Source organism: Mycobacterium xenopi, assembly GCF_009936235.1.
Classification (GTDB): domain Bacteria; phylum Actinomycetota; class Actinomycetes; order Mycobacteriales; family Mycobacteriaceae; genus Mycobacterium; species Mycobacterium xenopi.
In genome coordinates, this window is record NZ_AP022314.1 from 694,733 (window position 1) to 709,163 (window position 14,431).

The 14,431-nt window shown below is 64.6% G+C and carries 13 protein-coding genes and 1 pseudogene; 10 read left to right on the plus strand and 4 right to left on the minus strand.

Annotation, left to right across the window (positions count from 1 at the left end; translation table 11 throughout):
- Nucleotides 1–69 precede the first annotated feature (69 nt).
- Nucleotides 70–936 (plus strand): amidohydrolase family protein, encoded by an 867-nt coding sequence (locus MYXE_RS03025; protein ID WP_003923156.1) that lies wholly within the window; start codon nt 70–72, stop codon nt 934–936.
- Nucleotides 937–966: 30 nt separating this feature from the next.
- Nucleotides 967–1,332, plus strand: coding sequence for a group I truncated hemoglobin (locus MYXE_RS03030; protein ID WP_232061713.1), 366 nt, complete (start codon nt 967–969; stop codon nt 1,330–1,332).
- 15 nt (nt 1,333–1,347) lie between these two features.
- Here the strand turns inward: MYXE_RS03030 and MYXE_RS03035 are convergent, their stop codons facing one another.
- Genes MYXE_RS03035 through MYXE_RS03050 form a run of 4 tightly spaced genes read right to left on the minus strand, consistent with a single transcriptional unit; the run spans nt 1,348 to nt 6,657 of the window.
- Nucleotides 1,348–2,820: a flavin-containing monooxygenase gene (locus MYXE_RS03035; protein WP_003923158.1), complete on the minus strand. Its 1,473-nt coding sequence runs from the start codon at nt 2,818–2,820 to the stop codon at nt 1,348–1,350.
- Between the two features lie 27 nt (nt 2,821–2,847).
- On the minus strand, nt 2,848–4,356 hold the full coding sequence (fadD17, locus tag MYXE_RS03040; RefSeq protein WP_161552036.1) for a long-chain-fatty-acid--CoA ligase FadD17: 1,509 nt from the start codon (nt 4,354–4,356) through the stop codon (nt 2,848–2,850).
- Nucleotides 4,357–4,359: 3 nt separating this feature from the next.
- Nucleotides 4,360–5,457, minus strand: a complete 1,098-nt coding sequence (locus MYXE_RS03045) for an acyl-CoA dehydrogenase family protein (protein ID WP_085194806.1) — start codon at nt 5,455–5,457, stop codon at nt 4,360–4,362.
- Between the two features lie 18 nt (nt 5,458–5,475).
- A complete protein-coding gene (locus MYXE_RS03050) occupies nt 5,476–6,657 on the minus strand; it encodes an acyl-CoA dehydrogenase (RefSeq protein ID WP_085194804.1) in 1,182 nt (393 codons plus the stop codon).
- 120 nt (nt 6,658–6,777) lie between these two features.
- On the opposite strand from MYXE_RS03050, the gene MYXE_RS03055 reads away from it, so the two are divergent.
- The 8 genes and pseudogenes from MYXE_RS03055 to MYXE_RS03090 all read left to right on the plus strand — a co-directional run.
- Complete coding sequence (locus MYXE_RS03055) at nt 6,778–6,969, plus strand: ferredoxin (RefSeq protein WP_003923162.1); 192 nt, start codon at nt 6,778–6,780, stop codon at nt 6,967–6,969.
- A 13-nt stretch (nt 6,970–6,982) separates the two neighbouring features.
- Entirely contained in the window at nt 6,983–7,891 is a 909-nt protein-coding gene (locus MYXE_RS03060) for a 3-oxoacyl-ACP reductase (protein ID WP_085194802.1), read from the plus strand.
- A 263-nt stretch (nt 7,892–8,154) separates the two neighbouring features.
- Entirely contained in the window at nt 8,155–8,919 is a 765-nt protein-coding gene (locus MYXE_RS03065) for an MlaE family ABC transporter permease (protein WP_003923164.1), read from the plus strand.
- Nucleotides 8,920–8,979: 60 nt separating this feature from the next.
- Nucleotides 8,980–9,822: an MlaE family ABC transporter permease gene (locus MYXE_RS03070; RefSeq protein WP_003923165.1), complete on the plus strand. Its 843-nt coding sequence runs from the start codon at nt 8,980–8,982 to the stop codon at nt 9,820–9,822.
- A gap of 6 nt (nt 9,823–9,828) precedes the next feature.
- Entirely contained in the window at nt 9,829–11,028 is a 1,200-nt protein-coding gene (locus MYXE_RS03075; protein WP_085194800.1) for an MCE family protein, read from the plus strand.
- Nucleotides 11,028–12,074 (plus strand): MCE family protein, encoded by a 1,047-nt coding sequence (locus MYXE_RS03080; protein WP_085194798.1) that lies wholly within the window; start codon nt 11,028–11,030, stop codon nt 12,072–12,074. Before MYXE_RS03075 ends, MYXE_RS03080 begins: the two co-directional genes overlap by 1 nt.
- Nucleotides 12,064–13,125, plus strand: coding sequence for an MCE family protein (locus tag MYXE_RS03085; protein WP_039891349.1), 1,062 nt, complete (start codon nt 12,064–12,066; stop codon nt 13,123–13,125). The genes MYXE_RS03080 and MYXE_RS03085 overlap by 11 nt, the downstream gene beginning before the upstream one ends.
- Nucleotides 13,122–14,429: pseudogene (locus tag MYXE_RS03090) on the plus strand (virulence factor Mce family protein); the annotation flags it as partial. The gene MYXE_RS03085 and the pseudogene MYXE_RS03090, both read left to right, overlap by 4 nt.
- Nucleotides 14,430–14,431: the final 2 nt, after the last annotated feature.

Here is a 14,431-nt window from a genome sequence, read left to right on the forward strand (position 1 = left end):
GACAAAAATCGACGCTTGTCCCAATCTTGGGGACGCCGCAAGCGGCAAGTCTTGGATGCGGAGGAACTCATGGCTGGCTGTGCCGGGCTGCCGGTGTTCGACACGATGATCGGCTTCCCCCGGCAAGGCTTCGGTCAGTACGACTTCATCCGCAGGCAGACCAAAGACCGCGAGTCGCGCGAGGAGTTCGAGTTCCCGGTCGAGTACCTGTTCAAGGAGGTGCCGAAAGACCTGCCCACCACCGATCCCATCGGGGTGACGCTGCACGAGATGGACCGCTTCGGAATCGAGAAGGGTCTGATCGGGGTCGCCGACGAGACGTCGCAACTGGCGTTGAAAAAGCACCCGGACCGGTTCGTGCCATCAGGGACCGTGAGCGACCCCAACGACGTGATGGGGTCGGTGAAGGCGATTCACCGGCAACACGACGAGTTCGGTATCCGGGCCACGTCGGTATTCCCCGCGGGTACGTTCCCGCAGGTACCGATCGACGACCCGAAGATGTACCCGATCTACGCTGCGTGCGTCGAGCTGGGCATACCAATCTTCGTGTGCGCTGGGGTGCCCGGGCCACGGGTGCCGTTCGGGCCGCAGGACGTTGCGCGTATCGACATTGTCATGTTCGACTTTCCGGACCTGGTGTTCGTGACCCGCCACGGCTGCGAGCCCTGGGAGGACCTCGCCGTCAAGCTGATGCTCAAGTGGCCGAACCTGTACTACTCGACATCGGCGTTCGCGCCTAGGTATTACCCCAAAGCGATCATCGACTACGCCAACACGCGCGGCGCGGACAAAGTGCTCTATGCCGGGTATTTCCCGATGGGACTATCGCTGGAGCGAATCTTCACCGAAATGCCCGACGTCCCCTTCCGCGACGCGGTGTGGCCAAAGTTTCTGTACGGCAACGCCGCACGCATTCTCGGCGTCGATAATTAGGTAGCGTCACCACACGTGCTGGGGGCTGGCATGGCATCTTTGTACCAGCGGATCGGCGGCTACGACGTTATCGCCGCCATCATCGAGGACTTGTTCAACAGCTTGCGCACCGATCCCGCCTTCGCCCGATTCGCCTCCGGCCGCAGCTTCGATTCGCAGGCGCGGGCTCACCAGCTGTTAATCGAGCAGATGTGTGACCTGAGCGGCGGACCCTGTAGATATCTCGGCCGCGATATGAAAACCGCACACGCCGGCCTGGGGATCACCGAAGCGGAGTGGAACGCCAACATGCAGTACGCAGCTGCGGCCCTAGCGAAAAACGGGATCGGCGAAGCCGAAAAAACTGATTTCCTCGCCCTTTTCGAGCGTTACCGACACGACATTGTCGAGGCGTAGCCAGCGGTGGTCGCATCAATGCCGGGCCAGTTCCGGTGGCGCGACGCGCAGGTCGTAGTTTTCAAGCTTCGTTTCGGCGAGCATGGCGCGGTGCTTGGCGGGTGTGAACGGCCACACTTCGGGCAGCCCGTTCTTGCCGAGATACCAGCTGTCACATCCGGTAGTCCACACGGTGTCCGGCATCGCCGCTGTCAGCGTCGCATTGAACGCCTCGGTTGCCGGCACGGTCGGCTCCACCGTGTCGAACTCGCGGCGCTGCCAGCGACGGATCCACCGAAGGATGTGATTGGCTTGCGATTCGGCGACCGCGGTCAACGGAAAGTTGCCCACTGGACTGTGCGGGCCCAGCAGCATGAAGAAGTTCGGAAAACCAGGCATGGCAACGGTTTCGAACGCGCGCGGCCCGTCGCGCCAAACCTCGTCCAGGCAGATCCCGTCGCGACCGGTCACCCGCATGGGTCGCATGTAGGCGTGCGCGTCGAACCCCGTTGCCAGCACGATTACGTCGGCTTCATGCAGGACGCCGTCGTCGGTGACGATGCCGCGCGGTTCAAGGTGATCGATGGGCGCGGTGACCAGCTCGACGTCGTCGCGCTGGATTGCGCGGTAGAAGCCACCAGAGATCACCAGCCGCTTGCACATCGGCATGTAATTCGGGGTCAGGGCTTTGCGCAGTTGCGGATCCCGCACCGTGCGCAGGTTGGCCCGGCATAGGGCAGCGACCAACCGGCGTCGCCATCCGGGCTTGACCAGTGCGGTCGAAAAGAACTCCATCGGGACCCGGTATGCGTGGTAGCCAAGGTGGTCCAGCCACGGAAAGGCTCGATGGGTGCGGTGCGTCAGCCGCGGGTAACGAGGGTTGGGCATCGGCATGACCCACTGCGCGGTGCGCTGGAACAGGGTCAATGTGGCTGGCGTGCCGGCCAGCCGCGAGACGATCTGCACTCCGGTCGAGCCGGTCCCGATCACCGCGACCCGGCGGCTCCGCAGCTCTACGCTGTGGTCCCACCGCGCGGAGTGAAACACCGGACCCGAGAAGTCGTCGAGTCCGCGGATGGCGGGAATCTTCGGGTGGTGCAGCACGCCGGTCGCCGATATCAGGAAGTCGGCACGAGATTTCTCGCCGCCCCCGGTAGACACAACCCAGCCGCCCCCGTCGAACTCGGCGCTGACAATCTCAGTTCCGAATCGGATCCGGTCGTAGACGCCCATCCGCTTAGCCACGTCAATGAAGTACGCCTGTATCTCGCCGCCGGGTGAAAACAAGTGGCTCCAGCGCGGATTTGGCGCGAAGCTGAACTGATAGAAACGCGACGGCACGTCGCAGGTCAAGCCGGGGTAGGTGTTCTCCCGCCAGGTGCCGCCGACCTCGTGGGCCTTCTCGTAGAGTGTGACATCGTCAATCCTGGCGCGCTGCAAAAGGATTGCCGCGCACAAGCCGGACATCCCGGCTCCCACGATCGCGACCGTCGGCTGGCGCTTCGTCATTCGACCGGCCTCCCGCTTCGACGAGGGTTATCGCTGAATCTGCCACACCGGGTCACCGCAGTCGAGACCCTCGGCCATCAGCTCGCGTTTGAGCACCTTGAAGGTCGCGGTACGCGGCAGCGTGCTGCAGATCCGGACATACGACGGCCACTGCTTGGGTCCGAGATCGGGCTGCTCGGCCAGAAAGGCGCGAAACTTGTCGGCGTCGAATTCCGCTCCCGGCGCCAGCACCAGGGCCGCCATGACCTGGTCGCCGACGGCGGGGTCGGGCACCGCATACACGGCCACCTCGGTCACGTCGGGATACCGCGCCAGCACCCGCTCGATGGGCGCGGTCCCCAGGTTTTCGCCGTCGACCCGCAGCCAGTCACCGAGCCGGCCGGCGAAGTACACGTACCCTCGTTCGTCGCGGTAGGCCAGGTCGCCGCTGTGATAGGCACCGCCGGCCATGCGCTGCGCGGTGGCTTCCGGATCGTTGTAGTAGCCCTCGAACCGGCCCGCTCCGGCGGTGTTCACCAGTTCGCCGACCACGCCGGGCGGGCACGGTTGCCCGGTGTCGACGTCGACGATCTCCACCCCGTCGGGTAACGGGCCCAGCGCACCCGGCGGCGTGTCCGGTGTCCGGCTGATCGCCACCCCACCCGCGGTTGAGCCGAACCCGTCGATCACCACGCACCCGAATCGGCGGGCGAAGCGCTCGACGTCAGCGGGTGCGCCTTCGTTGCCGTACACCGCGCGCAGCGGATTGTCGGCGTCGTCGGGACGCTCCGGGGTGGCCAGCACATACGACAGCGGCTTGCCCACATAGTTGGCGTAGGTGGCGCCGTAGCGGCGGATGTCGGGAAGGAACTGCGACGCGGAGAACTTGCGTCGCAACACCATCGAGCCGCGACAGGCCAACGCCACCGACCATCCCACCAGCACCGCGTTGGAATGAAACAGCGGCATCGCCACGTAGCAGACATCGTTGGGGCCGAGGCTGAAGCGGTCGGTCATCGTCACACCCGCTATCCCGACCTTGCCGTGGCTGCACATCACCGCTTTGGGGTCACCGCTGGTGCCCGAGGTGAAGATCAGCATGAACAGATCCTCGGGCCGCGCTTCTTGCAGCCGCACCTCGGCGTCTCGGTGCGCGGCGACCTCGTCGGTCCACTCGGGGGAGTCGACGTTGACATACTCGATATCACCGAGTGCCGCAGCAGAATTCGAATCGGCGAGCACCAGCTGGCAATCGGCGTGGCGGATGTCGCGGGCCAGCGCGGCGCCGCGACGCACCGGGTTGAGACCCACCGGCACGATGCCGGAGAGCCCAGCCGCAACCAGCACGGCCGAAAAGAACGGGGTGTTTTCCAACAGTACGCCCACGTGCGGCGGTTTGGCGGGGTCCAGGCGGGCCCGCAGTGCTGCGCCGACCGCAGCGCCGTGTTGAATGTGGTCGCGCCAGTTGACAAACGAGTCCTCGAAGTAGACGCCCCGATCGTCGACGTCGACGAGCGGTCTCAGCAAGTCGACGACGGTGGGCAGCGCCTCGGCCATCAGTTAAACGGGTGTGTCGGCCAGTTCGCGGCCGATCCGCCGCAGCGCTCCGGTAGCACTGCCCAGCGCGAACTCCGTCTGCTTGGCGGCCAGGAAATAGCGGTGCACCGGGTGGTCGATATCGATTCCGACACCACCGTGTACGTGAACGATGGTGTGCGCCACACGATGCCCAGCGTCAGCGGCCCAGAACGCCGCGGTGGCTACTTCGGTGTCGGCAGGTAGGTCTTCACTGACCCGCCAGGCGGCCTGGGTCAGCGTAAGCCGCAAACCTTTGACGTCGATGTAGCCGTCGGCCAGCCGCTGCGACACCGCCTGGAAGCTGCCGATTGGACGGTCGAACTGTTCACGGGTGCGGGCGTATTCAGCGGTCATCTGTAATCCGCGGTCGAGCACGCCGAGTTGAAAAGCGCTGCGGCCCAAAGCGGCTCGCAACGACAGCCAGTCGGCGACCTCGTCGCCGCCGACCAGCCGGCCACCGCCGACTTCCACACCCGACAACTCCAGATGGCCGACACTGTCCAAACCGGTGGTCTCCAACGGGGTCACCGCTGTTCCGGGATCGTCGACTACAATCAGGAAAACGCCTGTACCGGATTGGGTTTCGGCGGGCACCAAGAAGGCGTCGGCCACCGGGCCGTATTCCACCTGGGTGCGGGTGCCGGTGAGCCGGTAGCCGTCGCCGCAGCTGGTCGCCTGTACCGGCCCCTCACCCATGTCGGCGTCTAGCGCGACGGTGAGGATTTTCTGGCCGCTGACCGCCGGCGCACCCCACTGCTGCTGTAGTTCGACGGAGCCGAATCGGGCCAGCGCCGCCGCGGCCAGCGTCACCGATTCCAGATACGGCACCGCGGCCAGTCCCCGGCCCAATGCAACCAGCACCGCGGTCTGCTCCAGCACCCCGTATCCGCCGCCGCCCAACGACTCCGGTGCGGCGGCGCTCAGCACGTCGGCGTCGATCAGCTTGCGCCACAGCTCGCGGTCGAATCGCTGCTCGAGCGCGTCGAGCTCGCGCTGATGCTGCGGTGTGCACACCGCGTCCACGATGGTGCTGACCAGGCCGCCGAGGTCTTGGGCCGCTTCGGTTGTCGAGAAATCCATCGGTGAGTCCTTTGCTGGTCAGCGGTTGGCTCGCGGCAGTCCCAGCGCCACCATGCCGATGATGTCGCGCTGGATTTCGTTGGTGCCGCCGCCGAAGGTCAGGATCAGACACGCGCGGTGCATCCGCTCGATGCGGCCGCGCAGCACCGCGCCGGGCGAATCCTGGCGCACGGTGGCAGCGGTGCCCAGCACTTCCATCAGCAGCCGGTAGGCCTCGGTGGCCAGCTCAGTGCCGAACACCTTGGCGGCTGACGCGTCGGCCGGTGACGGGGCAGCCTCGTTCGATGACGCCAGTTCCCAGTTGATCAGCTTGAGCACCTCGACTTTGGCGTGTACCCGTGCCAAGTTCAGCTGCACCCATTCCGAGTCGATCAGTCGCGCACCGGAGGCGTCCTTAGTGTTTTGCGCCCACTCCCGAACCTGGTTGAGCGCGGTGATGATGGGCTGCGCGGACACCAATGCCACCCGCTCGTGGTTGAGCTGGTTGGTGACCAGCTTCCAGCCGCCGTTCTCCTCGCCGACCCGGTTGGCCACCGGCACGCGGACATCGGAGTAGTAGGTGGCGCTGGTGTCGGGACCGGCCATGGTGTGCACCGGTGTCCAGGAGAAGCCCTCGGCGGTGGTCGGCACGATCAGCACCGAAATCCCGCGATGTTTCTTGGCTTCGGGGTTGGTGCGCACCGCCAGCCACACGTAGTCGGCGTACTGGATGAGGCTGGTCCACATCTTCTGACCGTTGACGATGTAGTCGTCGCCGTCGCGCACCGCGGTAGTGCGCAGGTTGGCCAGATCGGTGCCCGCACCCGGCTCGGAGTAGCCGATCGAAAAATGGATCTCGCCGGCGGCGATCTTGGGCAGGTAGAACTTCTTCTGCTCCTCGGTGCCGAACGCCATGATCGTCGGCGCGACGCTGTTGATGGTCAAAAACGGCACCGGGGCCCCCGCGATGGCGGCCTCGTCGGTGAAGATCAACTGATCCATCGGCGAGCGGGCCTGCCCGCCGTACTCCTTGGGCCAGCCCAGTGCCAGCCACCCGTCCCGACCCATCTGGGCGACGGTCTCGCGGTACACATTGCCGCTGCCGATTTCGCCCGACGTCGAGTTCAGCGCCTCGCGGCGTTCCGGGGTGATCAACTTGGCGAAGTACGACCGCAGCTCGCGACGCAGCTCCTCCTGCTCAGGGGTGTAACCGATGCGCATTGGCGGTCCCTTCGCGTTCCGTCTACCTTCCTGGTTGTAACACGTTCTAGTATGCGGGTCCAGCGAGCCTTCGTCGTATGGTGGTGCTACCGGCAACCGGATAGGCCAAGGAGGAGAGCCGTGCGAGTGATAGTGGACCGCGATCGGTGTGAAGGCAACGCGGTGTGCATGGGAATCGCGCCGGACATCTTCGAGCTGGACGACGAGGACTACGCCGTGGTGAAGACCGACCCGATACCGCCCGACCGGGAACAGCTGGCCGAGCAGGCGATCGCCGAGTGCCCGCGGGCGGCCCTGAAGCGGGAAGACTAGAGGTATTCATAAATTGGCTAACAGCACGAACGCGACCGATCTGTCCGGAAAGGTCGCGGTGGTCACCGGCGCGGCCGCGGGCCTGGGCCGCGCCGAGGCCATCGGCCTGGCGCGCGCCGGCGCCACCGTCGTCGTCAACGACATCGCCACGGCACTGGATGCCTCCGACGTCGTCGACGAGATCACCGCCGCGGGCGCCAAGGCTATCGCGGTCGCCGGCGACGTCAGTCAGCGCGCCACCGCCGACGAGCTGGTCGCCTGCGCCGACGGGCTGGGCGGCTTGGGCATCGTGGTCAACAACGCCGGGATCACCCGCGACCGGATGCTGTTCAACATGTCCGACGAGGAGTGGGACGCGGTCATCGCCGTGCACCTGCGCGGGCACTTCTTGCTCACCCGCAACGCGGCCGCGTACTGGCGCGCCAAGGCCAAGGAATCCGGTGGCCCGGTCTACGGCCGGATCGTGAACACCTCGTCGGAGGCTGGGCTGGTGGGCCCGGTGGGGCAGGCCAATTACGCTGCCGCGAAGGCGGGTATCACCGCGCTGACTCTCTCGGCGGCGCGGGCGCTAGGCCGCTACGGCGTTTGCGCCAACGTGATCTGCCCGCGCGCTCGGACCGCGATGACGGCCGAGGTGTTCGGCGAGGCACCCGAGACGGCCGAGATCGACCCGCTTTCACCCGACCATGTGGTCACGTTGGTCCGGTTCTTGGCGTCACCGGCGGCCGAAGCGGTCAACGGCCAGCTCTTCATCGTCTACGGCCCGCGCGTGACCTTGGTGGCCGCACCCACGGTGGAGCGCCAGTTCGCGGCGGACGGGCCGGCCTGGGACCCCGACACGCTCAGCGCGACGTTGCACGACTACTTTGCTGGGCGGGATCCGGAGCGCAACTTCTCGGCGACCGGCCTGATGGGGTCTTGATCGGGCGCTGACGAAAGCAGGTACCGGCGTTCGCGGCCTAGAACACGTTACAGAATGACGTGGCTCACAATCCGTCTGACCTCGCTAAATTACTAACTTTTGTCTAATTTAGTGGTTCTTTGACACCGGAACCTGTTCTAGTTACTATGATCCGGCTCACGCGGAGCAGCGTCCGGCGGTAGGGAGCTAAGGCGGCGCGCGCAGGGGGACGCGGAGCTTCGCGTCACGTTGCAGAGAGACCCCGGCCCAGAAGGGACCTCAGGTTGATCGAACAGCTCGCGGTTCCAGCCCGGGCTGTGGGCGGGTTCGTCGAAATGTCGCTGGAAACCCTACGCGGGGCTTTTCGCCGACCCTTTCAGTTCCGGGAGTTTCTCGAGCAGACTTGGATGATTGCGCGGGTATCGCTGATCCCGACGCTGCTGGTCGCGATCCCGTTCACCGTGCTGGTGGCGTTCACCATCAACATCTTGCTGCGCGAGCTCGGCGCCGCCGACCTGTCCGGCGCGGGCACCGCGTTCGGCACCATCACCCAGCTGGGGCCGGTGGTCACCGTCTTGGTGGTCGCCGGCGCCGGGGCCACCGCGATCTGCGCTGATCTGGGCGCCCGCACGATCCGCGAGGAAATCGACGCCATGCGGGTGCTGGGGATCGACCCTATCCAGCGCCTGGTCGTTCCTCGGGTGCTGGCATCGACCTTCGTGGCGCTGTTGCTCAACGGGTTGGTGTCGGCGATCGGCATCTGCGGCGGCTACGTTTTTTCGGTGTTGCTGCAGGGTGTCAACCCCGGTGCGTTCGTCAACGGTCTGACGGTGCTGACTCATCTCGGCGAGCTCGTGCTCTCAGAGGTGAAGGCGCTGCTGTTCGGGGTGGTCGCCGGGCTGGTCGGCTGCTATCGCGGCCTGACGGTCAAGGGTGGGCCGAAGGGGGTGGGGAACGCCGTCAACGAAACCGTGGTGTACGCGTTCATCTGCTTGTTCGTGATCAACGTTGTGATGACCGCGATCGGCGTGCGGGTACTGGCCCGGTGAGCAGGTCATGAGCCGCGCCGGCGACGATGCAGAGCGCAGCGATGAGGAGGAGTGGCGCAGATGAGCTACGACGTCACGCTGCGCATGCGCCGGTTGCTGTCCCGGTTCGCCGGGCCGGTCGACACTTTCGGCGAGCAGGCGCTGTTCTACGGCGAATCGGTGCGCTGGATCCCCAACGCGATCACCCGCTATCGCAAAGAGGTGTTACGGCTTGTCGCCGAGATGACGCTGGGCACCGGCGCCCTGCTGCTCATCGGCGGAACGGTCGGCGTCGCCGCATTTCTCACGCTGGCATCCGGCGGCGTCATCGCGGTCCAGGGTTACGAATCGTTGGGCAACATCGGGATCGAGGCGCTGACCGGATTTCTCTCGGCGTTTCTCAATGTCCGCATCGTGGCCCCGGTCGTGGCCGGTATCGCGCTGGCCGCCACCATCGGCGCGGGCACCACGGCCCAGCTGGGTGCAATGCGAGTGGCCGAGGAAATCGACGCCATCGAATCGATGGCGGTGCACTCGGTGTCCTATCTGGTGTCGACCCGGCTGATCGCCGGGCTGATCACCATCATCCCGCTGTACTCGCTGGCGGTGCTGGCCTCGTTCTTCGCCGCACGGTTCATCACGATCTTCGTCAACGGTCAATCGGCGGGCCTGTACGACCACTACTTCAACACGTTCCTCAACCCCACGGATTTGCTGTGGTCTTTCCTGCAGGCCATCGTGATGTCGATCGCGGTGATGTTGGTGCACACGTACTACGGCTACAACGCATCCGGCGGACCGGTCGGCGTCGGCCTAGCGGTCGGCCAGGCGGTGCGGACGTCGCTCATCGTTGTCGTGGTCATTACCTTGGCGATCTCCCTGGCTGTCTACGGCGCCTCGGGTAACTTCAACCTCTCCGGCTGAGGGACGGTGGCAAAGGTGGGCAGACGCACTCAGATAAGGCTGGCGGCCGCGGTGCTCGCCAGTGCCATCGTGGGCTTCGTGGTGTTGACGTATTTGTCCTACACTGCGGCGTTTTCGTCGACCGACACGGTCTTTGTTACCGCGCCGCGCGCCGGGTTGGTAATGGAACGCGACGGCAAGGTGAAATACCGCGGCATCCAGATCGGCAAGGTCAAAAACATCGCGTATTCCGGCGACGAGGCGCAGCTAACGTTGGCCATCAACAGCGACGACCTGCACTACTTGCCGGCCAACGTAACGGTGCACATTGCCAGCAACACGATCTTCGGTGCAAAATCAGTCGAATTCGTTCCGCCCCCGTCGCCATTGCCCATGTCGCTGCGCCCGGGTGCGCATGTCCAGGCTTCATCGGTCGCGGTTGAAGTCAACACGTTGTTCCAATCACTGATTGACCTGTTACACAAGATCGACCCGGTCGAGTTGAACGGCACCTTGAGCGCCCTCGCCGAAGGCCTGCGTGGCCATGGAAATGACCTCGGGGCCCTGCTGTCTGGCCTGAACACCCTTACCAAGCAAACGAATCCGAAGTTGCCCACATTGCAACAAGATTTCGGCAAGACCGCCGCGGTAGCCAACATTTACGCCGACGCTGCTACGGACCTGACGACCGCGATCGACAACGTGCCGACGATCAGCAAGACGATCGTGGACCAGCAAAGCGACCTCAACGACACCCTGCTGGCGGCGATCGGGGTGTCCAACACCGTCTACGACACACTGGCGCCAGCCGAACAGAACCTCATCGACGCGATCAAGCGGTTCCGCGCCCCGCTCAAGGTGGCCGCTGACTACTCACCCGAATTTGGCTGCTTGTTCAAAGGCATCGACCGCGGTATCAAGGAATTCGCCCCGCTGCTCGGCGTGCGCAAGGCGGGATTGTTCACCTCGTCGAGCTTTGTGTTGGGCGCGCCGTCGTATACCTATCCGGAGAGCTTGCCGATAGTCAACGCCTCTGGCGGCCCGAATTGCCGTGGCCTACCTGACATTCCGACCAAGCAAAATGGTGGCTCCTGGTACCGGGCGCCGTTCCTGGTTACCGACAACGCGTATATTCCGTACGAGCCGTTCACCGAAATGCAGGTGGACGCACCGTCGACGCTGCAGTTCCTGTTCCACGGCGCATTCGCGGAACGAGACGATTTCTGATGGCGCGCTACGAATCTCACCGGGCGATGATGGTGAAGGTCAGCATCTTCACCATCGCGATGCTGCTGGTCGCTGTCGGCCTTGTAGTGGTGTTCGGCGAATTCCGCTTCGGTCCGCAAAACACCTACCACGCCAACTTCATCGACGCGACACGGTTGAAACCCGGCCAGAAGGTCCGGATCGCCGGGGTGCCCGTCGGGTCGGTGAGAGACGTCAAGCTCAACCCGAACAACAGTGTCAACGTGACGTTCGGCGTGGACAAGCGCTACACGCTGTATTCGTCGACGCGTGCCGTGATCCGGTACGAAAACCTGGTCGGCGACCGGTATTTGGAGATCACCTCCGGTCCCGGCGGGCTGCGCAAGCTGCCGCCTGGCGGGACCATCGATGAGCAGCACACCCAGCCGGCGCTAGACCTCGATGCGCTGCTGGGCGGCCTGCGGCCGGTGCTCAAAGGGCTGGATGCCGACAAGATCAACACCATCAGCGGTTACGTGATCGAACTCCTGCAGGGCCAGGGAGGGGCGCTGTCGAACCTGCTGGCCGACACCGACGCCTTTACGTCGACACTGGGCGCACGCGACCAGCTCATCGGCGAGGTGATCAACAACCTCAACACGGTGCTTACCACCGTCGACCAAAAGGGCGCCCAGTTCTCGGCCAGCGTTGACCAGCTGCAGCAACTGATCACCGGCCTGGCGCAGGGCCGCGACGCGGTGGCCGGAGCGATCCCGCCGCTGGCCTCGGCCCAACGCGATCTGACCTCGCTGCTGCAGAACTCCCGTCCCGCCTTCAAGGGCGTGGTCCAAAACACTCGGCTCATCGCCACCGAGCTCGACGAGCGAAAAGCCGAGGTGAATAACGACATTGAGCAGCTGGCTGAGGACTACTTGCGTCTGGCCGCGCTCGGCTCCTACGGCGCCTACTTCAACATCTACTTCTGCTCGGTGACGATCAAGCTCAACGGCCCGGTCGGCGGGGACTTGCTGATTCCGATGGGTGGCCAGGTCGATCCCAGCAAGGGGAGGTGCGCCTTTGCCAAATAGCAGAGACGGTCGTGACCCTCTCCGCACCGGCATCTTCGGTGTGGTGCTGGTGGCGTGCATTGTGTTGGTGTCGTTCGGCTATAGCCAGTTGCCGTTCTGGCCGCAGGGCAAGCCCTACGACGCCTACTTCAGTGACGCCGGCGGCATCGCGCCCGGCAACGACGTCTACGTTTCGGGCATCAAGGTAGGCCGGGTGCGGTCGGTCACGTTGGCGGGAGACGCCGCGAAGGTGTCGTTCACCGTCGACCGCCGCATCGTTGTCGGTGACCAATCACTGGCGTCGATCCGCACTGACACCATCCTCGGCGAACGGTCGATCGCGGTAACACCGGCCGGCAGCGCAAGGACGTCGACCATTCCGCTGAGCCGAACGACCACACCGTATGCCCTGGGCAGCGCGCTGGAAGATCTGGGCAGCAATGCCGGCAATTTGGACAAGGGACAGTTCGAGAAGTCCCTGCGCGTCATCACCGACGCGCTGCATGACGCCACACCGCAGCTGCGCGGTGCCCTGGATGGGGTGACATCGTTGTCGCGCACCCTCAACCGCCGCGACGAAGCGCTGGATGGTCTACTGGCCCACGCGAAGTCGGTGACCGCTGTTTTGGCCAAACGTGCCGAGCAGGTCAACAAATTGATCCTCGACGGCAATCAGTTGTTTGCCGCGCTGGACGCCCGCCGCGCCGCGCTGGCTCAGCTGATTTCCGGGATTGACGAGCTGGCCCAACAGATCTCCGGGTTTGTTGCTGACAACCGCCGCGAGTTTGGCCCGTCGCTAAGCAAGCTCAACCAGGTGCTGGACGACCTCAATGAGCGCCACGAGTACATCACCGAGGCGCTCAAACGCCTGCCGCCGTATGCCACCACGCTCGGCGAGGTGGTCGGTTCGGGTCCTGGATTCAACGTGAATGTCTACAGCGTCCTGCCGGCGCCGTTGGTGTCGATCGTGTTCGACTTGGTATTCCAACCCAACAAGCTCCCCGACAGTTTCGCCGACTATCTGCGCGGACTGATCCAGGAGCGCTGGATCATTAGGCCCAAGTCGCCATGAGGCTTTTCTCGGTCGCCGGGGAACGCAGGCGGGGGCTGCGGGTGGTAGTGGCCGCCGCCCTGGCCCTGCTTTTGGTGGCGGGTGTTTACCTGGTGTGGCCCACGCGGGCCAGCCACAAGATCGTCGGCTACTTCACATCCGCGGTAGGGCTTTATCCCGGTGATCAGGTCCGCATCCTGGGCGTGCCGGTCGGCCGGGTCGACCGCATCGAGCCGCGAACCTCCGACGTCAAGATCGTCATGTCGATTCCTCCCGACGTTAAGGTGCCGTCAAACGCCCGGGCCGTCATCATGGCGCCAAACCTGGTGGCAGCCAGGTTTATTCAGCTCACCCCCGCCTACACCGGTGGACCGGCATTGCCTGACGGTGCGGTCATCGGGCTGGACCGCACCGCGGTTCCGGTGGAATGGGACGAGGTGAAAGACGCGCTGAGCAAGCTGGCCAGCCAACTCAGTCCGACGGCGGGACAGATGCAAGGTCCCCTCGGCAAGTTGATCAACCAGGCCGCGGACACCCTTAACGGAAACGGCGACTCGTTCCACGCTGCACTCCGCGAGCTCTCGCAAGCCGCTGGGCGCCTGGCGGATTCGCGCACCGACATCTTCGGCACGGTGAAAAACCTTCAGGTTCTCGTCAACGCGCTCTCGAAGAGCAACGAGCAGATCGTCGAATTCTCTGGTCACGTGGCATCGGTATCGCAGGTGCTCGCCGACAACTCGCGCGATCTGGACACCACGTTGGGCACGCTCAACACCGCGCTGACCGATATAAGGGGCTTCCTGCACGAGAACAACTCGACGTTGGTCGGAACGGTCAACAAGCTGAACGACTTGACCAAGGTGTTGAGCGACCAGAGCGAGAACATCGAGCAGGTGTTGCACGTGGCGGGTCCCGGGATCACCAACTTTTACAACATCTACGACCCTGCGCAGGGCACGGTGAACGGGTTGCTCTCGATACCAGAGTTCGCCAACCCGGTGCAGTTCATCTGCGGCGGGTCCTTCGATACCGCCGCCGGAAAAGCGGCCCCGGACTATTACCGCCGGGCCGAGCTCTGCCGCGAGCGGCTAGGTCCGGTGCTGCGCCGCTTGACGGTCAACTATCCGCCGATTCTGTTTCACCCGATCAACTCGATCACGGCGTATAAGGGTCAGATCATCTACGACACCCCAGCCACCGAAGCCAAGGCCGCGACCCCGATCCCGGAACTCACCTGGATTCCGGCGCCCGGTGTACATCCGCCGAAGCCCGGGGACTTGCAAGCGCTGCTGGTGCCGCCTGCCCCGACCGTCAAGCCCGCGCCGGG

What these genes read in the sequence shown, in the direction of transcription:
- MYXE_RS03025 (WP_003923156.1), top strand. Translation starts at nt 70, where the DNA reads ATGGCTGGCTGTGCCGGGCTGCCGGTGTTCGACACGATGATCGGCTTC.
- MYXE_RS03030 (WP_232061713.1), top strand. Translation starts at nt 967, where the DNA reads ATGGCATCTTTGTACCAGCGGATCGGCGGCTACGACGTTATCGCCGCC.
- MYXE_RS03035 (WP_003923158.1), bottom strand. Translation starts at nt 2,820, where the DNA reads ATGACGAAGCGCCAGCCGACGGTCGCGATCGTGGGAGCCGGGATGTCC.
- fadD17 (WP_161552036.1), bottom strand. Translation starts at nt 4,356, where the DNA reads ATGGCCGAGGCGCTGCCCACCGTCGTCGACTTGCTGAGACCGCTCGTC.
- MYXE_RS03045 (WP_085194806.1), bottom strand. Translation starts at nt 5,457, where the DNA reads ATGGATTTCTCGACAACCGAAGCGGCCCAAGACCTCGGCGGCCTGGTC.
- MYXE_RS03050 (WP_085194804.1), bottom strand. Translation starts at nt 6,657, where the DNA reads ATGCGCATCGGTTACACCCCTGAGCAGGAGGAGCTGCGTCGCGAGCTG.
- MYXE_RS03070 (WP_003923165.1), top strand. Translation starts at nt 8,980, where the DNA reads ATGAGCTACGACGTCACGCTGCGCATGCGCCGGTTGCTGTCCCGGTTC.
- MYXE_RS03080 (WP_085194798.1), top strand. Translation starts at nt 11,028, where the DNA reads ATGGCGCGCTACGAATCTCACCGGGCGATGATGGTGAAGGTCAGCATC.